At 53.9% G+C, this 24,318-nt stretch carries 18 protein-coding genes; 13 read left to right on the forward strand and 5 right to left on the reverse strand.

What is annotated here, in order from left to right; genetic code table 11:
* Positions 1-105: 105 nt before the first annotated feature.
* Positions 106-996: a nicotinate-nucleotide pyrophosphorylase gene (locus VW41_03585; protein ID AJZ88194.1), complete on the reverse strand. Its 891-nt coding sequence runs from the start codon at positions 994-996 to the stop codon at positions 106-108.
* 83 nt (positions 997-1,079) lie between these two features.
* On the opposite strand from VW41_03585, the gene VW41_03590 reads away from it, so the two are divergent.
* Both VW41_03590 and VW41_03595 read left to right on the forward strand, forming a co-directional pair.
* On the forward strand, positions 1,080-1,643 hold the full coding sequence (locus tag VW41_03590; protein ID AJZ88195.1) for an N-acetyl-anhydromuranmyl-L-alanine amidase: 564 nt from the start codon (positions 1,080-1,082) through the stop codon (positions 1,641-1,643).
* Positions 1,640-2,494, forward strand: a complete 855-nt coding sequence (locus VW41_03595) for a regulatory protein AmpE (GenBank protein ID AJZ88196.1) — start codon at positions 1,640-1,642, stop codon at positions 2,492-2,494. The genes VW41_03590 and VW41_03595 overlap by 4 nt, the downstream gene beginning before the upstream one ends.
* A 32-nt stretch (positions 2,495-2,526) precedes the next feature.
* On the opposite strand, the gene VW41_03600 is transcribed toward VW41_03595, so the two are convergent.
* Entirely contained in the window at positions 2,527-3,894 is a 1,368-nt protein-coding gene (locus VW41_03600; protein AJZ88197.1) for an amino acid permease, read from the reverse strand.
* A gap of 540 nt (positions 3,895-4,434) precedes the next feature.
* Here VW41_03600 and pdhR point away from each other — a divergent pair.
* The 6 genes from pdhR to VW41_03630 all read left to right on the forward strand — a co-directional run bounded on the left by pdhR (position 4,435) and on the right by VW41_03630 (position 15,552).
* Positions 4,435-5,199: a transcriptional regulator PdhR gene (gene pdhR, locus VW41_03605; GenBank protein AJZ88198.1), complete on the forward strand. Its 765-nt coding sequence runs from the start codon at positions 4,435-4,437 to the stop codon at positions 5,197-5,199.
* 247 nt (positions 5,200-5,446) lie between these two features.
* Complete coding sequence (gene aceE / locus VW41_03610; protein AJZ88199.1) at positions 5,447-8,110, forward strand: pyruvate dehydrogenase; 2,664 nt, start codon at positions 5,447-5,449, stop codon at positions 8,108-8,110.
* Positions 8,111-8,124: 14 nt separating this feature from the next.
* Positions 8,125-10,011, forward strand: a complete 1,887-nt coding sequence (gene aceF / locus VW41_03615) for a pyruvate dehydrogenase (protein ID AJZ88200.1) — start codon at positions 8,125-8,127, stop codon at positions 10,009-10,011.
* A gap of 175 nt (positions 10,012-10,186) precedes the next feature.
* On the forward strand, positions 10,187-11,611 hold the full coding sequence (locus tag VW41_03620) for a dihydrolipoamide dehydrogenase (GenBank protein AJZ88201.1): 1,425 nt from the start codon (positions 10,187-10,189) through the stop codon (positions 11,609-11,611).
* A gap of 758 nt (positions 11,612-12,369) precedes the next feature.
* The gene (locus VW41_03625) at positions 12,370-14,994 is read left to right on the forward strand and encodes a bifunctional aconitate hydratase 2/2-methylisocitrate dehydratase (GenBank protein AJZ88202.1); all 2,625 of its coding nucleotides are present in this window, start codon (positions 12,370-12,372) and stop codon (positions 14,992-14,994) included.
* A gap of 195 nt (positions 14,995-15,189) precedes the next feature.
* Complete coding sequence (locus VW41_03630; protein AJZ88203.1) at positions 15,190-15,552, forward strand: hypothetical protein; 363 nt, start codon at positions 15,190-15,192, stop codon at positions 15,550-15,552.
* 93 nt (positions 15,553-15,645) lie between these two features.
* Here VW41_03630 and VW41_03635 read toward each other — a convergent pair whose 3' ends face one another.
* Entirely contained in the window at positions 15,646-15,993 is a 348-nt protein-coding gene (locus VW41_03635; protein AJZ88204.1) for a hypothetical protein, read from the reverse strand.
* A gap of 144 nt (positions 15,994-16,137) precedes the next feature.
* Between VW41_03635 and VW41_03640 the strand changes: the two genes are divergently transcribed.
* Complete coding sequence (locus VW41_03640; protein ID AJZ88205.1) at positions 16,138-17,730, forward strand: multicopper oxidase; 1,593 nt, start codon at positions 16,138-16,140, stop codon at positions 17,728-17,730.
* Between the two features lie 36 nt (positions 17,731-17,766).
* On the opposite strand, the gene VW41_03645 is transcribed toward VW41_03640, so the two are convergent.
* Positions 17,767-20,172, reverse strand: a complete 2,406-nt coding sequence (locus VW41_03645; protein AJZ88206.1) for a glucose dehydrogenase — start codon at positions 20,170-20,172, stop codon at positions 17,767-17,769.
* A gap of 169 nt (positions 20,173-20,341) precedes the next feature.
* Here VW41_03645 and VW41_03650 point away from each other — a divergent pair, with 169 nt between their 5' ends.
* On the forward strand, positions 20,342-20,890 hold the full coding sequence (locus VW41_03650) for a hypoxanthine phosphoribosyltransferase (GenBank protein ID AJZ88207.1): 549 nt from the start codon (positions 20,342-20,344) through the stop codon (positions 20,888-20,890).
* Positions 20,891-21,078: 188 nt separating this feature from the next.
* On the opposite strand, the gene VW41_03655 is transcribed toward VW41_03650, so the two are convergent.
* Entirely contained in the window at positions 21,079-21,759 is a 681-nt protein-coding gene (locus VW41_03655) for a carbonic anhydrase (GenBank protein AJZ88208.1), read from the reverse strand.
* 97 nt (positions 21,760-21,856) lie between these two features.
* On the opposite strand from VW41_03655, the gene VW41_03660 reads away from it, so the two are divergent.
* From VW41_03660 to VW41_03670, 3 genes are all read left to right on the forward strand, one after another.
* On the forward strand, positions 21,857-22,783 hold the full coding sequence (locus VW41_03660) for a multidrug ABC transporter ATP-binding protein (protein ID AJZ88209.1): 927 nt from the start codon (positions 21,857-21,859) through the stop codon (positions 22,781-22,783).
* Positions 22,780-23,550, forward strand: a complete 771-nt coding sequence (locus VW41_03665; GenBank protein ID AJZ88210.1) for an ABC transporter permease — start codon at positions 22,780-22,782, stop codon at positions 23,548-23,550. Before VW41_03660 ends, VW41_03665 begins: the two co-directional genes overlap by 4 nt.
* A gap of 277 nt (positions 23,551-23,827) precedes the next feature.
* Positions 23,828-24,259 carry a PTS sugar transporter subunit IIA gene (locus tag VW41_03670; protein AJZ88211.1) on the forward strand — a complete coding sequence of 144 codons (432 nt, stop codon included), beginning with the start codon at positions 23,828-23,830 and terminating at the stop codon, positions 24,257-24,259.
* Positions 24,260-24,318 lie beyond the last annotated feature (59 nt).

Here is a 24,318-nt window from a genome sequence, read left to right on the forward strand (position 1 = left end):
AATGGCTTCCGCGTTAGTTAACGCAGTTGTATGTAACGGCAATCAAAATGGAAGTCGGCACGCAAAAAGCGGGCACAGCACTGGCTGGCCCGCCGTTGTGGTGCGTTAGCGGAAGCGCATAGACAAGTCGAGCGCGCGTATGTGCTTAGTCAGGGCACCTACGGAGATGTAGTCCACGCCGGTCTCAGCGAATGTTCTCAGCGTCTCTTTGGTTACGTTGCCTGAGACTTCCAGGCGTGATTTCCCTTGAGTAAGTGCCACGGCCTCACGCATTTGCTCCACGGTGAAGTTGTCCAGCATGATGATGTCAGCCCCGGCGTTTAGCGCCTGCTCCAATTCATCAAGTGACTCAACTTCAACTTCTACCGGCACGTCCGGGTGCATCCAGAAGGCTTTCTCCACGGCCTGACGAATGGAGCCGGAGGCAATAATGTGGTTTTCTTTGATAAGAAAAGCATCGGAAAGGCCCAGGCGATGGTTACTGCCACCGCCACATAGCACGGCATATTTCAGCGCAGTGCGCAGGCCCGGAAGCGTTTTACGGGTATCCAGCAACTGCGTTTTAGTGCCCTCCAGCAGCGCCACGTAGCTGTGAACTTCGCTGGCTACGCCGGACAGTGTTTGCACGAAGTTCAACGCCGTTCTTTCTCCGGTCAAGAGAATACGTGCCGGGCCATCAAGCTCAAATAACGGCTGGTTGCTGGTAACTTCTGCGCCATCTTCAACATGCCAGGTCACCTTCACATCCCCGCCGAGCTGAATAAACACCTCTTCTACCCAGCGTTTACCGCAAAAAATGCCATTTTCGCGGGTAATAATGACCGCATGCGACGTGCTTTCTGGGGGTAACAATTGTGCCGTGATGTCGTTGTTCGGGTCGACCTCACCGCCCAGATCTTCCCGCAGCGCTTGCGATACGGCGAGAGGAATATCGAGGGTAATTCGTTCGAGCAGCTCGTCACGTCGGCGGTCAGGGTTATAACGGCGGGGCGGCATGATTAAACTCCGGAATGAATAAGTTAGTATCGTTTCATGCTACTCTGAAGCGACTTCAAGTACCACTCTAAGGAGAACCTCTCATGCAGCTTAAAGACGGCTGGCTGGTGGGGGTAAAACATCTGCCATCCCCGCATTTTGACGGCCGACCGGAAGAGGAAAATCCCTCGTTGCTGGTGGTGCACAATATTAGTTTGCCGCCGGGGGAGTTCGGCGGCCCATGGATTGATGCGTTATTTGCCGGAACGCTCGATCCTGAAGCGCATCCTTATTTTGCTGGTATTTCGCATTTGCGCGTCTCAGCCCATTGTCTGATCCGTCGGGACGGCGAAATTGTTCAGTACGTGCCTTTTGATAAACGAGCATGGCATGCGGGCGTCTCAAGCTACCAGGGGAGAGAAAAGTGCAACGATTTTTCCATCGGTATTGAGCTGGAAGGCACCGATACTCTGGCTTACACCGATGCACAATATGAACAACTCACCGTTTTAGCTAACTTACTGATTCAACACTATCCTGATATGGCGAAACACATGACGGGCCACAGTGATATTGCGCCTGGTCGGAAGACCGATCCTGGCCCTTCGTTTGACTGGCCGCGCTTTTTGGGTGCGGTCAAAGAGGCTACTGACAAGGAGAGCACATGACCCTGTTTACTCTGCTGTTAGTCCTGATGGGCGAGCGATTGTTCAAAATGGGCGAGCACTGGCAGTTAGATCATCGTCTTGAAGTCTTGTTTGGGCGGGTTAAGCATTTTTCTCTGTTGAGAACGCTGCTAATGACCGCTGCATTTATGGCCGTAGTTTTCCTGGTTCTCCGCGCTCTGCATGGGCTGCTGTTTAACGTTCCGCTCCTGGTGTTCTGGATTGCGCTGGGCGTACTGTGCATCGGAGCCGGGCAGGTCAGGCTGCACTATCATTCGTACCTTAAAGCTGCGAGCCATGACGATGAACATGCCCGTGATGCGATGGCCGCGGAACTCACATTGATTCATGGTGTTCCGCCTGAATGCAGCGAGCGTGAATACCTGCGCGAGCTGCAAAACGCGCTGCTGTGGATTAACTTCCGTTTCTATCTTGCCCCGCTCTTTTGGTTTGTGGTGGGCGGAGCATGGGGGCCGGTGACGCTCGCGGGTTATGCTTTCCTGCGCGCCTGGCAGACGTGGCTTGCCCGACATCATACGCCGCACGAGCGCTTGCTGTCGGGGATTGATGGCATTCTGCATCTCCTGGACTGGGTGCCTGTTCGCCTGGTTGGCGTCGCCTATGCCCTGCTGGGCCACGGCGAGCGGGCTCTTCCCGCATGGTTTGCATCCCTTGCTGACAGGCATACTTCTCAGTACCAGGTGCTGACGCAACTGGCGCAGTACTCGCTGGCAAGGGAACCTCATCAGGATAAGATGAAAACGCCGAAAGCTGCGGTTTCGCTGGCGAAGAAGGTTTCGCTGGTTATCGTGGTTGTCGTGGCGTTGCTGACGATTTACGGCACGCTGGTCTAAAGAAAAAGCCCCGCATTGCGGGGCTTTTTTTATCAGGCTTTCACGGCCTTCAGGTTCTTCTGCTTCAAGAAATAGCCCACGCCCAGAATCGCAATCCAGACTGGGATCAGATAAACCGAGATGGCCATCTCCGGCGTTATCAGCATGATAACCAACACGCCAACCATAAACAGCAGGCAGACCCAGTTACCCAGCGGATAGAACAAGGCAGGGAAGCGAGTTTTAACCCCTTGCTGCTGTTTGGCGCGGCGGAACTTCATGTGCGCCAGGCTGATCATCGCCCAGTTGATCACCAGGGCAGAGACGACCAGCGCCATCAGCAGGCCGAAAGCAGACTCCGGCGCCAGGTAGTTAATCAGCACGCAGAGGGCGGTAAAGCCCGCGGAAACCAAAATTGTGTTTACCGGTACACCGCGCTTATCAACGCTTTTCAGCATCTTAGGCGCGTTGCCCTGCTGTGCCAGGCCAAACAGCATACGGCTGTTGCAGTAAACACAGCTGTTGTAAACAGACAGGGCAGCGGTCAGCACCACGATATTCAGGGCGTTGGCAACAAAAGTATCGCCCAGCTCATGGAAGATCAGCACGAACGGACTGGTGTCCGCGGTGACGCGCGTCCACGGCAGCAGAGACAGCAGAATCGCCAGCGAACCCACATAGAAAATCAGAATACGGTAGATAACCTGGTTGGTTGCTTTTGGAATGCTGACTTCCGGGTTGTCTGCTTCAGCAGCGGTAATACCGACCAGTTCAAGCCCGCCGAAGGAGAACATGATGATAGCCATCATCATCACCAGCCCTGTGATACCGTGCGGCAGGAAGCCGCCCTGATCCCAGAGGTTACTGACAGAGGCCTGCGGGCCGCCGTTGCCGCTAAACAGCAGCCAGCCGCCGAACAGAATCATGGCGATAACAGCCACCACTTTGATGATGGCGAACCAGAACTCCATCTCACCAAAGACTTTAACGTTAGTTAAATTGATGGCGTTGATAGCAACGAAGAACACTGCCGCCGTGGCCCAGGTAGGGATCTCCGGCCACCAGAATTGGATGTATTTGCCGACAGCCGTCAGTTCAGCCATGGCGACCAGAACATAGAGTACCCAGTAGTTCCAGCCCGAAGCGAAGCCCGCAAAACCGCCCCAATACTTGTAAGCAAAATGGCTGAATGACCCGGCTACAGGCTCCTCAACGACCATTTCGCCCAACTGGCGCATAATTAAAAAAGCGATAAACCCGGCGATAGCATAGCCGAGAATAATTGCCGGACCTGCGGACTGGATGACGGATGCGCTGCCCAGAAACAGGCCCGTCCCGATAGCTCCACCCAGCGCAATAAGCTGAATATGGCGGTTTTTGAGACCGCGCTTCAGCGTGTCGCCGTGCTGTTGACCTTCCATCATGTAACCTCGTAGTGGTTAATGTCTGCGCTACATTGACGCGGATGTAATTGTTGTATTCCGTAATGTGTAGTCTTTTTTTTACGGCTATCAATTATGAATTTTGCGGATAGGGCTACCGCATCGCAAAGAATAATGTTAAGCGCATGCCTTTGCACCTGCTTTCTGTCACTGCTCTGACGAGTTGGGCAAAAAGAAACCATTTGTAAAAAAGGGGGGAGTGGAATGTGGGGCCGGAATACTTCTTGAGCTGTCGTTTTGCGTCACAAAAATGACACACCTTCACCGCCTCTCTCGGTTGTTTTTGAAAAATATATCGTTTCATAAACGTTAACTTACCGCTTTGTGGGTAAACGCAAGTTGGTGCCCAGGTTATGGTTTTGAAAAGCCCTTCTTTTGTTATTGTTAAAATGTGCCTGCTTTCATGATTTCAATCAAAACCAATATGGACAGAAGGTGAATACTTTGTTACTTTTAGCCTCACGAACGTGAAATTGGTCTTACCAATTGACTCCGGGTTAATGGCAGAGATAGGGAACGATGGCCTACAGCAAAATCCGCCAACCAAAATTATCCGATGTGATAGAGCAGCAGCTGGAGTTTCTCATCCTCGAGGGCACTCTACGCCCAGGCGAAAAACTTCCACCTGAACGCGAACTGGCGAAACAATTTGATGTTTCCCGTCCTTCGCTGCGCGAGGCCATCCAGCGTCTCGAAGCCAAGGGTTTGCTGCTTCGTCGCCAGGGCGGCGGTACTTTTGTCCAGAACAGCCTTTGGCAGAGCCTGAGCGACCCGCTGGTCGAACTGCTCTCAGACCATCCCGAATCCCAGTTTGACCTGTTAGAAACCCGCCATGCTCTTGAAGGCATTGCAGCCTATTACGCGGCGCTGCGCGGAACAGAAGAGGATCTCTCGCGCATTGGCGATTGCCATATTGCCATCCAACAGGCTCAGGAGTCCGGTGATTTAGACGCCGAAGCCGATGCCGTCATGCAGTATCAAATTGCCGTAACCGAAGCCGCGCATAATGTTGTACTGCTTCATTTACTGCGCTGCATGGAGCCGATGCTCGAACAAAACGTTCGCCAGAATTTTGAATTGCTCTACGCGCGCCGCGAGATGTTGGCGCAAGTGAGCAGCCATCGCGCCAGCATTTTTGCGGCGATTATGGCTCGCCAGCCGGAGCAGGCGCGAGAAGCGTCGCACCGTCACCTGGCGTTTATTGAGGAAATATTGCTGGATCGTAGCCGTGAGCAGAGCCGCCGTGAGCGTTCTCTCCGTCTCCTTCAGCAACGTAAGGATTAAGCGCCAAACTTTAGAGCGCGGCAACTAAACACAGAACCTGTCTTATTGCGTTCTTTTATTCAGTTGCCCTAAATAATTCGCCTTGCATCGCAGCGGCAAGCGTTGGAATCCCCTGGAGCTTACTTTAGTAAGTGACTGGGGTGAGGACGTGAAGCCAACAATGAGGCAAGCCGAAGTATGACGGGCAAGAGCGCAATGGGACAGGTTCCAGATAATCAACGTATTAGACAGATAAGGAATACCCCCCATGTCAGAACGTTTCCCAAATGACGTGGATCCGATTGAAACTCGCGACTGGCTACAGGCGATCGAATCGGTTATCCGTGAAGAAGGTGTTGAGCGTGCACAGTATCTGATCGATCAGCTGCTGTCCGAGGCTAGCAAAGGCGGCGTGAAAGTTGCTGCTTCAGCTGGTGCTCGCAACTATGTAAACACCATTGCCGTTGAAGACGAACCGGAATACCCGGGCAATCTGGATCTGGAACGCCGTATTCGTTCAGCTATCCGCTGGAACGCCATCATGACCGTTCTGCGCGCATCCAAAAAAGATCTGGAACTGGGCGGCCACATGGCATCCTTCCAGTCTTCTGCGACCGTTTACGAAGTGTGCTTCAACCACTTCTTCCGTGCAGCTAACGAGAAAGACGGCGGCGATCTGGTGTACTTCCAGGGCCACATCTCTCCGGGCATCTATGCACGCGCTTTCCTTGAAGGCCGCCTGACCGAAGAGCAGATGAACAATTTCCGTCAGGAAGTTCACGGTAAAGGTCTGTCTTCTTACCCGCACCCTAAACTGATGCCAGAATTCTGGCAGTTCCCGACCGTTTCCATGGGGCTGGGCCCAATCGGTGCTATCTACCAGGCTAAGTTCCTGAAATATCTGGAACACCGTGGTCTGAAAGATACCTCCGAGCAAACCGTTTACGCCTTCCTGGGCGACGGTGAAATGGATGAGCCAGAATCTAAAGGTGCGATCACCATCGCGACCCGCGAGAAGCTGGACAACCTGTGCTTCATCATCAACTGTAACCTGCAGCGTCTGGATGGTCCGGTCACCGGTAACGGCAAGATCATCAACGAACTGGAAGGCATCTTCAGCGGTGCTGGCTGGAACGTTATTAAAGTGATGTGGGGCGGTCGTTGGGATGAGCTGCTGCGTAAAGATACCAGCGGTAAACTGATCCAACTGATGAACGAAACCGTTGACGGTGACTACCAGACCTTCAAATCCAAAGACGGCGCTTACGTTCGTGAGCACTTCTTCGGCAAATACCCTGAAACCGCAGCGCTGGTTGCAGACTGGACTGATGAGCAGATCTGGGCCCTGAACCGCGGTGGTCACGATCCGAAGAAAGTCTATGCTGCACTGAAAAAAGCGCAGGAAACTAAAGGTAAAGCGACCGTTATCCTGGCCCACACCATCAAAGGTTACGGCATGGGCGATACCGCAGAAGGTAAAAACATCGCTCACCAGGTGAAGAAAATGAACATGGACGGCGTGCGTTACATCCGCGACCGTTTCAACGTTCCAGTAACCGATGAGCAGGTAGAAAACCTGTCTTACATCACCTTCCCTGAAGGCTCTGAAGAGCACAAGTACCTGCACGAACGTCGTCAGGCGCTGAAAGGCTATCTGCCAGCTCGTCAGCCAAACTTCTCCGAAAAACTGGAACTGCCTGCGCTGGAAGACTTCTCTCAGCTGCTGGAAGAACAGAACAAAGAGATCTCCACCACCATCGCCTTCGTTCGTGCCCTGAACGTGATGCTGAAGAACCCGTCTATCAAAGACCGTCTGGTTCCAATCATCGCCGATGAAGCTCGTACCTTTGGTATGGAAGGTCTGTTCCGTCAGATCGGTATCTACAGCCCGAACGGCCAGCAGTACACCCCGCAGGACCGTGAGCAGGTTGCATACTATAAAGAAGACGAGAAAGGCCAGATTCTGCAGGAAGGGATCAACGAACTGGGTGCTGGCGCATCCTGGCTGGCTGCTGCGACCTCTTACAGCACCAACAACCTGCCGATGATTCCGTTCTACATCTACTACTCCATGTTCGGTTTCCAGCGTATCGGTGACCTGTGCTGGCAGGCTGGCGACCAACAGGCTCGCGGCTTCCTGGTCGGCGGGACTTCCGGTCGTACGACTCTGAACGGTGAAGGTCTGCAGCACGAAGATGGCCACAGCCATATTCAGTCTCTGACTATCCCTAACTGTATCTCTTACGATCCGTCTTACGCGTACGAAGTGGCTGTCATCATGCACGACGGTCTGACCCGTATGTACGGTGAAGCGCAAGAGAACATTTACTACTACATCACCACCCTGAACGAAAACTATCACATGCCGGCTATGCCAGCAGGTGCCGAGGAAGGTATCCGTAAAGGTATCTACAAACTCGAAACCGTTGCAGGTAGCAAAGGTAAAGTTCAGCTGTTGGGCTCCGGTTCTATCCTGCGTCACGTTCGTGAAGCAGCACAGATCCTGGCGAACGACTACGGCGTGGGCTCTGACGTGTACAGCGTAACTTCCTTCACCGAACTGGCTCGTGATGGCCAGGATTGTGAGCGCTGGAACATGCTGCACCCAATGGAAACTCCGCGCGTTCCGTACATTGCTCAGGTGATGAACGACGCTCCAGCGGTAGCTTCTACTGACTATATGAAACTGTTCGCAGAGCAGGTTCGCACTTACGTACCAGCTGATGATTATCGCGTACTGGGTACCGATGGCTTCGGTCGTTCTGACAGCCGCGAAAACCTGCGTCACCACTTCGAAGTTGATGCTTCTTACGTGGTTGTAGCAGCCCTGGGCGAACTGGCTAAACGTGGTGAAATCGATAAGAAAGTGGTTGCAGACGCAATTACCAAATTCAACATCGATGCAGAAAAAGTTAACCCGCGTCTGGCGTAAGAGGTAAAGAGACAATGGCTATCGAAATCAAAGTACCAGACATCGGCGCTGATGAAGTTGAAATCACCGAGATTCTGGTCAAAGTTGGCGACAAAGTTGAAGCTGAACAGTCGCTGATCACTGTAGAAGGCGACAAAGCCTCTATGGAAGTTCCGTCTCCACAGGCTGGCGTCGTAAAAGAGATCAAAGTCTCTGTCGGCGACAAAACCGAGACTGGCAAACTGATCATGATTTTCGATTCCGCCGAAGGTGCAGCAGCCGCTGCACCTGCTAAGGCTGAAGAGAAGAAAGAAGCCGCTCCGGCCGCAGCACCTGCTGCAGCGAGCGCGAAAGACGTTAACGTGCCAGACATCGGCGGTGACGAAGTAGAAGTTACCGAGATCATGGTGAAAGTGGGCGACACCGTTGCCGCTGAACAGTCTCTTATCACCGTAGAAGGCGACAAAGCCTCTATGGAAGTACCTGCTCCGTTCGCGGGCGTGGTTAAAGAGATCAAAATCAGCACCGGCGACAAAGTGTCTACCGGCTCTCTGATCATGGTCTTCGAAGTGGCGGGTGCTGCACCTGCCGCCGCGCCTGCACAGGCTGCAGCTCCGGCTGCTGCTGCACCTGCGTCTACCGGCTCTAAAGAAGTTAACGTACCGGATATCGGCGGTGACGAAGTAGAAGTCACTGAAGTGATGGTTAAAGTGGGCGACAAAGTTGCCGCTGAGCAGTCACTGATCACCGTTGAGGGCGACAAAGCTTCCATGGAAGTGCCTGCGCCATTCGCCGGTACCGTGAAAGAAATCAAAATCAGCACCGGCGACAAAGTTTCCACCGGTTCCCTGATCATGGTCTTCGAAGTGGAAGGCGCTGCGCCTGCTGCGGCTCCGGCTGCTGCTCCAGCCGCTCCAGCTGCCGCGGCACCAGCCCCGGCTGCTAAAGCTGCTGCACCTGCTGCTAAAGCAGAAGGCAAATCTGAATTCGCTGAAAACGACGCGTACGTTCATGCGACACCGCTGATTCGTCGTCTGGCTCGTGAGTTCGGCGTTAACCTGGCGAAAGTGAAAGGTACAGGCCGTAAGGGTCGTATCCTGCGCGAAGACGTTCAGGCATACGTGAAAGACGCTGTTAAGCGCGCTGAAGCAGCTCCGGCTGCAACTGGCGGCGGTCTGCCAGGCATGCTGCCATGGCCGAAAGTTGATTTCAGTAAGTTCGGCGAGATCGAAGAAGTGGAAATGGGCCGTATCCAGAAAATCTCTGGTGCTAACCTGAGCCGTAACTGGGTGATGATCCCGCACGTTACCCACTTCGACAAAACCGACATCACCGATCTGGAAGCGTTCCGTAAGCAGCAGAATGACGAAGCCGCCAAGCGCAAGCTGGACGTGAAGTTCACCCCTGTGGTGTTCATCATGAAAGCCGTTGCTGCTGCGCTGGAGCAGATGCCTCGCTTCAACAGCTCCCTGTCCGAAGATGGTCAGAAGCTGACGCTGAAAAAATACATCAACATCGGTGTGGCGGTTGATACCCCGAATGGTCTGGTTGTTCCGGTCTTCAAAGACGTGAACAAGAAGAGCATCACCGAGCTGTCTCGCGAACTGATGGCTATCTCCAAGAAAGCTCGCGACGGCAAGCTGACCGCTGGCGAAATGCAGGGCGGCTGCTTCACCATCTCCAGCCTGGGCGGCATCGGGACAACTCACTTCGCGCCGATTGTTAACGCGCCAGAAGTGGCTATCCTGGGTGTCTCCAAGTCTGCGATGGAGCCGGTCTGGAACGGTAAAGAGTTCACGCCGCGTCTGATGATGCCAATGTCTCTTTCCTTCGACCACCGCGTAATCGACGGCGCTGATGGGGCTCGCTTTATCACCATCATCAACAATATGCTGTCTGATATTCGCCGCCTGGTGATGTAATTGAAAAGCCGGCCAATCGGCCGGCTTTTTTCTGGTAATCTCATAAGGTTTATGAGGTTATTGGTGAAAGCGACAATTCGTGAGCCGTTTGTTGTTTCAAAATTGTTAACAATTTTGTAAACTGCGGGCGGATAGAACGACCCGGTGGACGACGGGTATAAATTAAGAGGTCATGATGAGCACAGAAATCAAAACTCAGGTCGTAGTACTTGGGGCAGGCCCGGCAGGTTACTCCGCAGCATTCCGCGCCGCGGATTTAGGTCTGGAAACCGTCATCGTAGAGCGTTACAGCACCCTTGGTGGTGTTTGTCTGAACGTCGGCTGTATCCCTTCTAAAGCGCTGCTGCACGTTGCTAAAGTTATCGAAGAAGCAAAAGCACTGGCCGAACACGGCATCGTTTTCGGTGAGCCGAAAACCGATATCGACAAAATTCGTACCTGGAAAGAGAAAGTTATCACTCAGCTGACCGGCGGTCTGGCGGGTATGGCCAAAGGCCGTAAAGTGAAAGTGGTAAACGGTCTGGGTAAATTCACCGGGGCTAACACCCTGGAAGTGGAAGGCGAAAACGGTAAAACCGTGATCAACTTCGACAACGCTATCATCGCGGCGGGTTCCCGTCCGATCGAGCTGCCGTTCATTCCTCATGAAGATCCACGCGTGTGGGATTCCACAGATGCGCTGGAGCTGAAATCCGTACCGAAACGCCTGCTGGTTATGGGCGGCGGTATCATCGGTCTGGAAATGGGCACCGTGTACCATGCGCTGGGTTCAGATATTGACGTGGTTGAAATGTTTGACCAGGTTATCCCGGCTGCAGACAAAGACATCGTTAAAGTCTTCACCAAACGCATCAGCAAGAAATTCAACCTGATGCTGGAAACCAAAGTGACTGCCGTTGAAGCGAAAGAAGACGGCATCTACGTTTCCATGGAAGGCAAAAAAGCCCCTGCAGAACCTCAGCGTTACGACGCGGTTCTGGTGGCTATCGGCCGCGTGCCGAACGGTAAAAACCTTGATGCTGGCAAAGCCGGTGTTGAAGTGGACGACCGTGGCTTTATCCGCGTTGATAAGCAGCTGCGCACCAACGTACCTCACATCTTTGCTATCGGCGACATCGTCGGTCAGCCAATGCTGGCGCACAAAGGTGTTCACGAAGGCCACGTTGCCGCAGAAGTTATCGCCGGGATGAAGCACTACTTCGACCCGAAAGTGATCCCATCTATCGCTTACACCGAGCCAGAAGTTGCATGGGTTGGCCTGACCGAGAAAGAAGCGAAAGAGAAAGGCATCAGCTATGAAACCGCCACCTTCCCGTGGGCTGCTTCTGGCCGTGCTATCGCTTCCGACTGCGCGGACGGCATGACCAAGCTTATCTTCGACAAAGAAACTCACCGCGTTATCGGTGGGGCGATTGTCGGGACCAACGGCGGCGAGCTGTTGGGCGAAATCGGTCTGGCTATCGAGATGGGCTGTGACGCTGAAGATATCGCGCTCACCATCCACGCTCACCCGACGCTGCACGAATCTGTTGGCCTGGCGGCTGAAGTGTTCGAAGGTAGCATCACCGACCTGCCAAACGCCAAAGCGAAGAAAAAGTAACTTTCTGCGTTTGATAAAGCGGCCCTCCGGGGCCGTTTTTTTTTGGTCTGTAAAAAGGCCGCCCTTACGAGCGGCCAGTAGCTTAATTGCCCAGGTTCAAAACGAACTGAACGCTAATGTCTGAAATATTCCAGCCACCCTGGCTCAGCGAAAGCTGTGAACCTAACAACAGGAGCAGCGCGTACAGCAAACGCATTTCCATTGCGTGTATACCCTTTTGGGCTACGGCGATTCCTTCTTCCCCGGGAAAGGCAGAATCAGGCAAGTGTACGGGACTTACCACGTAGAGCGGTTAGGCTGCTCCCGAACCCGATGACTGGCTGCTACACCAGCGAAGCAGGCCGTCGTCGAATGTAGGATAAAAGAGTGCGCCCAGATATGGAGATTTTAAGTTTGCAGTGGCTTACATCCTCTTTTAGAGGGTTGTTCGCAAAATGAGCAATATACCTTGCAACCACAAACTCATAAGGGCATTATCGTTCTCGTACTGGACTTGCCACAAAACATCTCCTGTCATCGTGTGCTACCACTTTGTCAGGGCAAACGAACCGCCGAAAGGCGGTTTTTTTGTGTCTGAAGGTCATATCAAAAAGTAATCTATTCCCCCTTAACGATTCAGCAAGGTTTTAATGTTGCTTTTTTGTAAACAGATTAACACCCCCTAAAAATCCTGCTATGCTGCCCGACGCGGTACCGGGCATTTACCCTACAAACTGCTGTCTCACAGGAGCGTGAAGAGAGAGATCCGGTAGCGCCAAATGACAATGAGAGCGAGGAGAACCGTCGTGCTAGAAGAATACCGTAAGCACGTAGCTGAACGTGCCGCAGAAGGGATTGTTCCAAAACCCTTAGATGCCACCCAAATGGCCGCACTGGTTGAGCTGCTGAAAACCCCACCAGCAGGTGAAGAAGCATTCCTGTTAGATCTGATTACTAACCGTGTACCACCGGGCGTTGATGAAGCCGCCTACGTGAAAGCCGGTTTCCTTGCTGCCATTGCCAAAGGCGATGCTACTTCCCCGCTGATCTCCCCTGAAAAAGCCGTTGAACTGCTGGGCACCATGCAGGGTGGCTACAACATTCATCCGCTGATTGACGCGCTGGATAACGAAAAGCTGGCGCCGATTGCCGCCAAAGCGCTGTCCCACACGCTGCTGATGTTCGATAACTTCTATGATGTAGAAGAGAAAGCCAAAGCGGGCAACACCTACGCTCAGCAAGTGCTGAAGTCCTGGTCAGAAGCCGAGTGGTTCCTGTCTCGCCCTAAACTGGCCGAGAAAATCACCGTTACCGTCTTTAAAGTCACCGGTGAAACCAACACCGATGACCTGTCCCCGGCGCCGGACGCATGGTCCCGCCCGGACATCCCGCTGCACGCCCTGGCGATGCTGAAAAACGCCCGTGAAGGCATTGAGCCGGATCAGGCTGGCGTGATTGGCCCTATTAAGCAGATTGAAGCGCTGCAGAAAAAAGGTTTCCCGCTGGCCTACGTAGGCGACGTTGTGGGCACCGGTTCTTCCCGTAAATCCGCCACCAACTCCGTGCTGTGGTTCATGGGTGACGATATCCCGAACGTGCCAAACAAGCGCGGCGGTGGCGTTGTGCTGGGCGGAAAAATTGCGCCAATCTTCTTCAATACCATGGAAGATGCCGGTGCGCTGCCGATCGAAGTTGACGTAAATGATCTGAATATGGGCGATGTGATCGACATTTACCCGTACAAAGGCGAAGTGCGTAATCACCAAACCGATGCGGTAATCGCCAACTTTGAACTGAAAACCGACGTGCTGCTGGACGAAGTCCGCGCCGGGGGCCGTATCCCGCTGATCATCGGCCGTGGCCTGACGACCAAAGCGCGTGAAGCGCTTAGCCTGCCGCACAGCGACGTTTTCGTTCAGGCGAAAGACGTTGCCGCCAGCACCCGTGGTTACTCGCTGGCGCAGAAAATGGTTGGTCGTGCCTGTGGCGTGGAAGGTATTCGCCCTGGCGCTTACTGCGAACCGAAGATGACTTCCGTAGGTTCCCAGGACACCACCGGGCCAATGACGCGTGACGAGCTGAAAGACCTTGCCTGTCTTGGTTTCTCCGCGGATCTGGTGATGCAGTCCTTCTGTCACACCGCCGCTTATCCGAAGCCGGTGGACGTCACGACTCACCACACTCTGCCTGACTTCATCATGAACCGTGGCGGCGTGTCCCTGCGTCCTGGCGATGGTGTCATTCACTCATGGCTGAACCGCATGCTGCTGCCGGATACCGTTGGCACCGGCGGTGACTCCCATACCCGTTTCCCAATTGGGATTTCCTTCCCGGCGGGGTCTGGTCTGGTGGCGTTTGCCGCGGCAACCGGCGTTATGCCGCTGGATATGCCTGAATCCGTGCTGGTTCGCTTTAAAGGCGAAATGCAGCCGGGCATTACCCTGCGTGATTTGGTACATGCGATCCCGCTGTATGCCATCAAACAGGGCCTGCTGACCGTTGAGAAGAAAGGTAAGAAAAATATCTTCTCTGGTCGTATCCTGGAAATCGAAGGTCTGCCGACGCTGAAAGTTGAGCAAGCGTTTGAGCTGACCGATGCTTCCGCAGAGCGCTCTGCGGCAGGTTGCACCATTAAGCTGGATCGCGAGCCGATCGAAGAGTACCTGAATTCAAACATTGTGCTGCTGAAGTGGATGATTGCCGAAGGTTACGGTGACCGTCGTACGCTTGAGCGTCGTGTTCAGGGCATGGAGAAGTGGCTGGCAGATCCGCAGCTGATGGAAGCCGACGCCGACGCAGAATACGCGGCAGTGATCGACATCGATCTGAACGATATCAAAGAGCCTATCCTCTGTGCGCCAAATGACCCGGACGATGCTCGTCTGCTGTCCGACGTGGCCGGTGAGAAGATTGACGAAGTGTTTATCGGTTCCTGCATGACCAACATTGGTCACTTCCGTGCGGCAGGTAAACTGCTGGACAGCCACAAAGGCCAGCTGCCAACTCGCCTGTGGGTGGCGCCGCCAACCCGTATGGACGCGGCTCAGCTGACGGAAGAGGGGTACTACAGCGTGTTCGGTAAGAGTGGCGCGCGTATCGAAATTCCAGGCTGCTCCCTGTGCATGGGTAACCAGGCTCGCGTGGCGGATGGTGCGACGGTGGTATCGACTTCAACCCGTAACTTCCCGAACCGTTTAGGGACCGGGGCGAACGTCTTCCTGGCGTCTGCGGAGCTGGCGGCTGTTGCTTCCCTGCTGGGCAAGCTGCCAACCCCTGACGAGTATCAGACCTTCATGACTCAGGTTGATAAAACGGCTGTAGACACTTACCGCTACCTGAATTTTGATCAGCTTTCTCAGTACACCGAGAAAGCGGACGGCGTAATCTTCCAGACCGCTGTTTAAAATCTAAATCCCCTCACTCTGTGTTCACCCTCTCCCTGTGGGAGAGGGGCGGGGTGAGGGCATCCCTGCACTGTGCGTTTCTCCTTTTTATTTCTCGTCCTTCTACTCGTCACGCTGTTTTCCCCCAACTTTACTGCGATAATTAAGCCTATAGGCGTGGGTGAGGATTTCCCCCGCGATGTAGAGGAAACAGCGATGGACTATGAATTTCTGCGTGACATCACCGGTGTGGTGAAGGTGCGTATGTCAATGGGGCACGAGGTTGTCGGCCATTGGTTTAATGAGGAAGTGAAGGGTAACCTGGCGCTTCTGGATGAAGTCGAGCAGGCCGTGCTTTCAGTGAAAGGCAGCGAGCGTCAATGGCAGCGTGCCGGGCATGAATATACCCTGTGGCTGGATGAAGAAGAGGTGATCGTCCGCGCTAATCAACTGGAAATTTCCGGGGATGAGATGGAAGAGGGGATGAGCTATTACGACGAAGAGAGCCTGTCTTTTTGCGGCGTAGAGGATTTCCTGCAGGTGGTACACGCTTACCGGGAATTTCTGCAGCAGCGTTAACCCGCGTGGAGCCGTTAGCGCTCCACGTTGTTCGGGCTCTGAGACAATGACCGTGGTTGCACGGTCAGTATGTCCGCCCCGGGGGGTAAAGCGTTATTTAACGTAGGCCAGCAGGCTTAAGGAATCGCGCGCCAGAGATTTGCATTTTGTTGCCGTGGGGATGGCAATGCCGCTTAAATCTTTGTAACTGTCTTCACCCAACGCTTTCATGTTCCAGCTATCGTAGTTGCTGAGATCCCATTGATTTTGTTGGGCAAAAAATACCAGAGCGCGTCGGATCTGGCCGTTAGGGAGATTTTGGTAGCCACAATCATTTTTCAAGAACACAAATACCGCAGTCAGATCGGCCATATCTTCTGCTTCAGACTCACTCAGCGCCAGGCTGCTGGTAGAAAAAGCCAGCAAAATGCCCAGTAATAACGCCCTAACTCCCATCTTCATCACGTCTACCACTTTTTCTTAGATACGAAACGTTAACACAGTTAAACAGGCGTCGACGATATTTATTATGAGCTTAAAACTTGACCTTACCGTTAGGGAAAGGTTTATGCTCGGCCACAAGTATGCCACCTAAAGGAACTGACTATGCATCGCCGTAATTTTTTAAAATATACCGCGGCGCTGGGGGCTTTCAGCGCGCTGCCGCTCTGGAGCCGTGCCGCGCTGGCTGCCGATCGTCCGGCGTTGCCTGTCCCACCTTTGCTTGCTCCTGATGTTAAAAATAGCATTCGCCTCACCGTAAACGCAGGAAAGAGCGTTTTTGCCGGGAAATCGGCCACAACCTGGGGCTACAACGGCACTTTGCTTGGCCCGGCGCTAAAACTAACGCAAGGCGAAGCGGTCACGGTTGATATTCATAATAACCTGGCAGAAGAAACCACATTGCACTGGCATGGACTTGAAGTCGGCGGCGAAGTTGACGGCGGTCCTCAGGGCGTTATCGCGGCGGGCGCAAAGCGGAGCGTCACCTTCACGCCGCAGCAGCGCGCGGCGACCTGCTGGTTCCACCCGCATCAGCATGGTAAAACCGGGCATCAGGTGGCCATGGGACTTGGTGGTCTGGTGTTGATTGAGGATAACGAAAGCGCCCAACTGATGTTGCCTAAGCAGTGGGGCATCGATGATATTCCGCTGATTATTCAGGACAAACGTTTTGGACAAAACGGTGAGATTGACTACCAGCTGGATGTGATGAGTGCTGCCGTAGGTTGGTTTGGCGACACGCTGCTGTGTAACGGCGCCGTTTATCCCCAGCATACCAATCCGCGCGGCTGGCTGCGTCTGCGCTTACTTAACGGCTGCAATGCTCGTTCACTGAACATCGCTGCCAGCGACAATCGTCCGCTCTACGTCATTGCCAGCGACGGCGGGCTGCTGGCAGAGCCGGTCAAAGTCACTGAGCTGGAAATTCTGATGGGCGAACGGTTCGAAGTGCTGGTGGATACCCGTGACGGCAAGCCATTTGATATCGTCACGCTGCCGGTGAAGCAAATGGGGATGACCGTGGCGCCTTTCGACAAGCCAGCCCCGGTGGTTCGCATCCAGCCGCTGATTATCGCGGCCTCCGGCACGCTGCCTGACAAACTGGTCGACGTGCCTGTGCTTCCGTCGCTGGAAGGCGTAACGGAACGCTGGCTCCAACTGATGATGGACCCAATGCTCGATATGATGGGTATGCAGGCGCTAATGGATAAATACGGCATGCAGGCCATGGCGGGAATGTCGATGGACAGCCACGGTGATATGGGCGGTATGGACCATGGCAATATGAAGGGGATGGGCCACGGCAGTATGGGGCACATGGATCATGGCGGCATGAGCCACGGATTTGATTTCCACAACGCCAATAAAATCAACGGCAAAGCTTTCGATATGGCGACCCCGGCGTTTGCCGCGCAAAAGGGGAAGTACGAAAAATGGACGATATCAGGGGAAGGCGACATGATGCTGCACCCGTTCCATATTCACGGCACCCAGTTCCGTATCCTGTCCGAAAACGGAAAACCAGTGGCGGCACATCGCCAGGGTTGGAAAGACACGGTGAAGGTAGAAGGTGCACGCAGCGAAGTGCTGGTGAGGTTCGATCATGCTGCACCAAAAGAAGCGGCCTACATGGCGCACTGTCACCTGCTGGAGCATGAAGATACCGGAATGATGCTCGGTTTTACCGTCGCGTAAAAGAAAGTGCGGGTGGCCTGAGCCACCCGCAAGGCGTTATTTCGCGTCGTCCGGCAGAGCGTACGCCACAATATAATCCCCCATCTTCGTGCCGAAGGAGCCATGGCCACCTGCGGAAATCACCACGTACTGCTTACCGTTAACTTCATATGTCATTGGCGTAGCCTGTCCACCCGCCGGCAGACGCGCTTCCCACAGCTGTTTCCCGTCACGCATATCAAACGCGCGCAGGTAGTTATCTGCGGAGGCACCAATAAACATCACGTTACCGGCGGTGGAGATTGGGCCACCCAGCATCGGCATCCCCATGCGGAATTTCATTGGAATACCGGTTGGGAACGGCATGCTGTCTTCCACGGTACCAATACGTTTCTTCCACACGATTTCGTTGGTTTTCAGGTCAACGCCGGAAATGTAGCCCCAGGCCGGCTGTTTACACGGCAGGCCAAGCGGCGACAGGAACGGATTGAGCGTCACGCCATACGGGACGCCGTACTGTGGCTGAACGCCGGATTCGGTGCCTGAGCCTTTTGCATCTTTCGGTGGTTCCATTGGGTTGCCCGGCCCGCGTGGAATCAGCTTAGACACGAACGGCAGTGCCATTGGGTTAGTCATTGCGACCTGATTATTCGGGTCAACGGAAATCCCGCCCCATTCGAACATGCCCAGGTTGCCCGGGAAGACCAGCGTCCCTTTTTCTGAAGGCGGGGTAAAGATGCCTTCATAGCGCATACTGTGGAACATCACGCGGCAGACCAGCTGGTCAAACATTGTTGCGCCCCACATATCCGCCCCGCTCAGGTCTTTCTTCGGCCTGAAGGTCAGTTCGGAGAACGGCTGAGTCGGGGAAACATGGTCGCCTTTAGCTGCCCCTTGTGGAACAGGTTGTTCAGGCGCCGGCACCACTAACTTACCGTCGCGGCGATCCAGCACAAAGATGTTGCCGGTTTTAGCCGGGGCGTAGACAACCGGTACTTTATTACCGTTCTTGTCGGTGATATCCGCCAGCGTTGGCTGGGCAGGCATGTCCATGTCCCACAGATCGTGATGAACGGTCTGATAGAACCAGGCCAGTTTACCGGTAGTGGCATTCAGCGCCACGATGCTGCTGGCGTAGCGCTCCTGCTCAGGCGTGCGGTTGCCGCCCCAGATATCTGGCGTGGTCACGCCCATCGGCAGGTAAACCAGATCCAGTTTTGCGTCATACGCCGCCGGAGCCCACGAGTTCGGGGAGTTGAGCGTGTAATGATGTTCGTCATCCGGGATAGCGTTTGGATCTTTTGCGCCTGGGTCAAACGCCCACAGCAATTTACCGGTATTAACGTCAAAACCACGAATCACGCCAGAAGGCTCGCGAGTGGAGAAGTTATCGGTCACCGCCCCGGCAATCACAATGACCTTGTCGGTCACGATCGGCGGTGAGGTTGGCTCATACATCCCAGGCGTGGTCACCGGCTGGTTGGTTTGCAGGTTCAGGATGCCTTTGTTCGCGAAGCTCTCACACAGCTTGCCGGTGTCGGCGTTCAGCGCGAACAGGCGACCGTCGTTCACCGGCAGAATGATGCGGCGAGGGCAGTCGGCGACGACGTCCGGAGAGGCGTTATCCGCGGTGGCTTCGTGGTAAGAAACGCCGCGGCAGGTGACGTGCTGGAACGAAGGGTCGGTATTTAACTGAGGATCAAACTTCCACTTCTCTTTCCCGGTAGAGGCATCCAGCGCGAACAGTTGCTGGTGGGCAGTACACAGGTAAAGCATGTCGCGGATTTTGATTGGGGTGACTTCGTTGGTGATTTCACCCGGGTCAGTCGCACGCTTCACGTCACCGGTCTGGAAGCGCCAGGCTTCCTTCAACTGGCCCACGTTTTGCGTGGTGATCTGCTTGAGCGGGGAGAAACGCTGCCCTTCCTGATTTCGGCCATAGGCGGGCCAGTCGGCATCAGGAATGGAGGACTCCGCGGCAGTGGCTGTGTTATCCAGATTCAGCGTACCGTTGATCTCTTGCGGGTCGTTGAAGCCCGCCCAGACCAGCACGACGGCGGTAATCAGCAGGGAAACCACCAGCGATGCTGCCGCGCCGCTTGCCGGGATCGCCAGGCGACGATACACAAACGGCAGCAGAAGCCAGACGCCGAAGAACACCAGCACGTCGCAGCGTGGCGTCAGCGCCCAGAAGTCGAAGCCGACTTCCCAGACGCCCCAGGCCATAGTACACAGCAGCAGGGCAGCGTAAAGCCAAAGCGCGGAGGCTTTGCTTTTCCACAGTAGCCAGGCGACGCCGAGCATCACCAGGCCGGCTATCGGGTAGTACCACGACCCGCCGATAGCCACTAACCATATTCCGCCAAAGAGTAAATAGAGCCCGCAAAGAACGGCAAAGAGGGCTGAGAGGGTCACAAATAGTTGCGATCCGGTTTTATTTGTTTTCACAATTATCACACTCATAAAGGTTTGATAGCATTTAATTATAGTTATTAACAAGTGTGATGGTTGTCACATTTATGGCTTTTTTTTGAAGTGCGGATGTGAAGGCCATTTGCTGGTATACTCCTCGCCTCAATATTTTGTGTTGGCTGCAGGTTCACCAGCATTAAATGATTTGTTTTTAAATCATATGGTTAGAGATATGAAACATACTGTTGAAGTGATGATCCCGGAAGCGGAGATCAAAGCCCGTGTCGCTGAACTGGGTCGTCAAATCACCGAACACTATCGCGACAGCGGCAGTGACATGGTGCTGGTAGGTCTGCTGCGCGGTTCATTTATGTTTATGGCCGATCTGTGCCGTGAAGTGCAGGTGTCCCACGAAGTCGATTTTATGACCGCTTCCAGCTACGGCAGCGGCATGTCCACCACTCGTGACGTGAAGATCCTGAAAGATCTGGATGAAGACATTCGCGGCAAAGATGTGCTGATCGTCGAAGACATTATCGACTCCGGCAATACCCTGAGCAAAGTGCGTGAAATCCTGAGCCTGCGCGAGCCAAAATCTCTGGCCATTTGTACGCTGCTGGACAAACCAACCCGCCGCGAAGTGAACGTTGACGTTGAATACGTTGGCTTCTCTATTCCGGATGAGTTTGTGGTGGGCTACGGCATCGACTACGCCCAGCGCTATCGCCACCTGCCGTTCGTCGGCAAAGTGGTCATGCTGGACGAGTAAAAGTCGCTAGCTAACAAACCTCTGACGAGAGAAGAAATATCAGAGGGTTTGTTAAAAAAACAGGAAAATCAATTTATTGATTTTCCTGTTTTATTTTGTGGTGTTTCTGTCGCATCTGTGGATATTGACGCGGATCGGAAGTATTAAGGGCCTTAAAAGGCCCTTTTTGCTATCCACTTTTACCGGGATTACTGCGAAGCTGCGCGATTCCGGTGGCTATGGTGGGTATTCTTCAGGTTGGAAATGCCGCTGCGGTAACCCTGCTCGAGGGACTCGCGGCTGGTGGCCGTCACTTCAAGATCGCGCAGGCGTCCGTCGTGAATACCATAGACCCAGCCGTGAACCGTGACTTTCTGGCCGCGCTTCCAGGCAGACTGCATGATGGTGGAATGGCCGATGTTGTACACCTGCTCCATGACGTTCAGTTCACAGAGCGTATCCATCCGCTGTTCCGGTGCCAGTTCCCCTAAGAGCGAACTATGCTTGAACCACAGGTCACGAATGTGCAGCAACCAGTTGTTAATTAATCCCAGCTCCGGGTTTTCTACCGCAGCCTGAACGCCGCCGCAGCCGTAGTGGCCACAGATAATAATGTGCTCAACCTCAAGGACGTCTACGGCGTACTGAACAACGGAAAGGCAATTCAGATCGGTATGAACAACCAGGTTCGCCACGTTGCGGTGAACAAACAGTTCGCCTGGCTCAAGGCCAGTAAGACGTTCAGCTGGAACGCGGCTGTCGGAGCAGCCAATCCAGAGAAAGCGAGGTTTTTGTGCCTGGGCAAGTCTTTCGAAAAAACCGGGGTCTTCCTCAACCAGCATTTTTGACCAAAGTTCATTATTGCTGATAAGGGAATCAATGTCTTTCATGTGAGGTTAACGCCTGTCACCCGAGAAGTGCGATGGGGTAATATAGGGTAACTCAACGAATTTTTAAACAAGTACCGAATAAGGTAAGCGAATACCCATGACAATTGCATTGGAACTGGAACAGTTAACGAAAACCTATCCCGGTGGCGTTCAGGCGCTGCGCGGCATAGATCTTCGTGTTGAGGCGGGCGATTTCTATGCGCTGCTCGGCCCTAACGGTGCGGGAAAATCCACCACCATCGGTATTATCAGCTCGCTGGTGAATAAAACCTCCGGCCGCGTGCGGGTGTTTGGCTACGATCTGCAAAAAGATGTGGTCAACGCCAAACGCCAGCTTGGTCTGGTTCCCCAGGAATTCAACTTCAACCCGTTTGAAACGGTGCAGCAAATTGTTGTGCACCAGGCTGGCTACTACGGCGTTGAGCGCAGCGAAGCGATAGCCCGGAGCGAAAAGTATTTAAAACAGCTCGATCTGTGGGAAAAACGCAACGAACGCGCGCGTATGCTCTCCGGGGGGATGAAGCGTCGCCTGATGATTGCCCGTGCGTTAATGCACGAACCGAAATTGCTGATTCTGGATGAGCCTACCGCAGGCGTGGACATTGAACTGCGCCGCTCTATGTGGGGCTTCCTGAAAGATCTTAACGATAAAGGCACCACCATCATTCTCACGACCCACTACCTGGAAGAGGCCGAAATGCTGTGTCGTAACATCGGCATTATTCAGCGCGGCGAGCTGGTGGAAAATACCTCGATGAAGTCACTGCTTTCCAAACTGAAATCGGAAACCTTTATCCTGGATTTGGCCCCTAAAAGCCCATTGCCTAAGCTGGATGGCTACCAGTATCGGCTGGTGGATACGTCCACGCTAGAGGTCGAAGTTCTGCGCGAGCAGGGCATTAACAGCGTCTTCAGCCAGCTTAGCGCGCAGGGGATTCAGGTGCAGAGTATGCGTAACAAAGCTAACCGTCTCGAAGAGCTGTTCGTGACGCTGGTAAACGGTAAACAAGGGGATGAGGCATGATGCAGCTGTACTGGGTGGCGCTGAAAAGCATCTGGACCAAAGAGGTTCACCGCTTCGCCCGTATCTGGGTTCAGACGCTGGTTCCACCGGTCATTACCATGACCCTCTACTTTATTATCTTCGGTAACCTGATCGGCTCGCGCATTGGTGAGATGCACGGCTTCACCTACATGCAGTTTATCGTGCCGGGTCTGATCATGATGGCGGTGATCACTAACGCCTATGCAAACGTCGCGTCATCATTTTTTAGCGCGAAGTTCCAGCGCAACATTGAAGAGCTGCTGGTGGCTCCGGTGCCAACGCATGTGATAATCGCGGGCTATGTTGGCGGCGGCGTAGCGCGTGGTCTGTGCGTGGGCGTGCTGGTCACGGCGGTGTCGCTGTTCTTCGTTCCGTTCCAGGTACATTCCTGGCTGTTCGTGGCGTTGACGCTGGTGCTGACGGCTATCCTGTTCTCGCTGGCCGGCCTGCTGAACGCCGTCTTTGCTAAAACGTTCGATGATATCAGCCTGATCCCGACCTTCGTGCTGACGCCGCTGACCTACCTTGGTGGGGTGTTTTACTCCCTGACCCTGCTGCCGCCGTTCTGGCAGGCGCTGTCGCACTTGAACCCGATTGTCTACATGATAAGCGGCTTCCGCTTTGGTTTCCTGGGCATTAGCGATGTGCCATTGGTGACTACCGTCGGCGTGCTGGCAATCTTCATCGTCGTGTTTTACCTACTGTGCTGGTATCTCATCCAGCGCGGTCGCGGGCTGCGAACCTGATACCCCCTTCTCGAATCCCCCTCTTGAGGGGGATTCGACGTTGCTAACAAAGAGGGAAAAAGCGTGGTTTTTCCCTCTTTGTGGTTATCAGCCGAAAATCAATGAATTGATTTTCCAGTTTTTTTATCAGCCGCGTGAAATTTCTTTTTTCGTCAGCAGGTTGTCAGCGGTCTGGATCCCCCTCTTTAGGGGGATTTTTCTTACGCCAAATTGATACGCATCAGACTACTTATTCATCGTTCTGGCACACTGTCGCTCCATAAACAGGAGAGACTTTATGCTTGGCTGGGTCATTGCCGGACACGACGACTACGCACAAAAGATATTGGATGCTCTCGAGCAGCGCTTTGGCCCCCAGCCTCAGTGCTGTGCGGTTAATTTCTGGCACGGGTTAAGCACCAATATGCTCAGCCGAATGATGTGCGATGCCCTTCACCATTGTGATTCGGGCGACGGCGTTATTTTTCTGACCGATGTTAGCGGGGCGGAACCTTACCGGGCGGCGGCATTGATGAACCACAAGCATGAGCATTGCGAAGTCATCGCCGGGGTAACACTTCCGCTGCTTTTAGTGATGCGGGAGCTGCGGGAAAATATCTCCAGCGAAGCCTTTCGGCAGCTAATTGTGGAGCAGGGTGGGGATGCGGTGACCAGCCTTTGGCATCAGCAGCAAAAGAATCCACCGTTTGTATTGTTACACAAATATTAAGGGCATCTGTTTATTCGGGTTGGTATTCACCCGTCTTTTGCTAAACTAATGACTTCCTT

Source organism: Klebsiella michiganensis (assembly GCA_000963575.1).
Taxonomy (GTDB): Bacteria; Pseudomonadota; Gammaproteobacteria; order Enterobacterales; family Enterobacteriaceae; genus Cedecea; species Cedecea michiganensis_A.

Excerpts from the sequence above, each read along its gene's own strand:
- VW41_03650 (AJZ88207.1), top strand. The coding sequence starts at position 20,342 with ATGGTTAGAGATATGAAACATACTGTTGAAGTGATGATCCCGGAAGCG.
- pdhR (AJZ88198.1), top strand. The coding sequence starts at position 4,435 with ATGGCCTACAGCAAAATCCGCCAACCAAAATTATCCGATGTGATAGAG.
- aceE (AJZ88199.1), top strand. The coding sequence starts at position 5,447 with ATGTCAGAACGTTTCCCAAATGACGTGGATCCGATTGAAACTCGCGAC.
- VW41_03665 (AJZ88210.1), top strand. The coding sequence starts at position 22,780 with ATGATGCAGCTGTACTGGGTGGCGCTGAAAAGCATCTGGACCAAAGAG.
- VW41_03620 (AJZ88201.1), top strand. The coding sequence starts at position 10,187 with ATGAGCACAGAAATCAAAACTCAGGTCGTAGTACTTGGGGCAGGCCCG.
- VW41_03585 (AJZ88194.1), bottom strand. The coding sequence starts at position 996 with ATGCCGCCCCGCCGTTATAACCCTGACCGCCGACGTGACGAGCTGCTC.
- VW41_03670 (AJZ88211.1), top strand. The coding sequence starts at position 23,828 with ATGCTTGGCTGGGTCATTGCCGGACACGACGACTACGCACAAAAGATA.
- VW41_03635 (AJZ88204.1), bottom strand. The coding sequence starts at position 15,993 with ATGAAGATGGGAGTTAGGGCGTTATTACTGGGCATTTTGCTGGCTTTT.
- VW41_03590 (AJZ88195.1), top strand. The coding sequence starts at position 1,080 with ATGCAGCTTAAAGACGGCTGGCTGGTGGGGGTAAAACATCTGCCATCC.
- VW41_03640 (AJZ88205.1), top strand. The coding sequence starts at position 16,138 with ATGCATCGCCGTAATTTTTTAAAATATACCGCGGCGCTGGGGGCTTTC.
- aceF (AJZ88200.1), top strand. The coding sequence starts at position 8,125 with ATGGCTATCGAAATCAAAGTACCAGACATCGGCGCTGATGAAGTTGAA.
- VW41_03655 (AJZ88208.1), bottom strand. The coding sequence starts at position 21,759 with ATGAAAGACATTGATTCCCTTATCAGCAATAATGAACTTTGGTCAAAA.
- VW41_03645 (AJZ88206.1), bottom strand. The coding sequence starts at position 20,172 with ATGAGTGTGATAATTGTGAAAACAAATAAAACCGGATCGCAACTATTT.
- VW41_03600 (AJZ88197.1), bottom strand. The coding sequence starts at position 3,894 with ATGGAAGGTCAACAGCACGGCGACACGCTGAAGCGCGGTCTCAAAAAC.
- VW41_03595 (AJZ88196.1), top strand. The coding sequence starts at position 1,640 with ATGACCCTGTTTACTCTGCTGTTAGTCCTGATGGGCGAGCGATTGTTC.
- VW41_03630 (AJZ88203.1), top strand. The coding sequence starts at position 15,190 with ATGGACTATGAATTTCTGCGTGACATCACCGGTGTGGTGAAGGTGCGT.
- VW41_03660 (AJZ88209.1), top strand. The coding sequence starts at position 21,857 with ATGACAATTGCATTGGAACTGGAACAGTTAACGAAAACCTATCCCGGT.
- VW41_03625 (AJZ88202.1), top strand. The coding sequence starts at position 12,370 with ATGACAATGAGAGCGAGGAGAACCGTCGTGCTAGAAGAATACCGTAAG.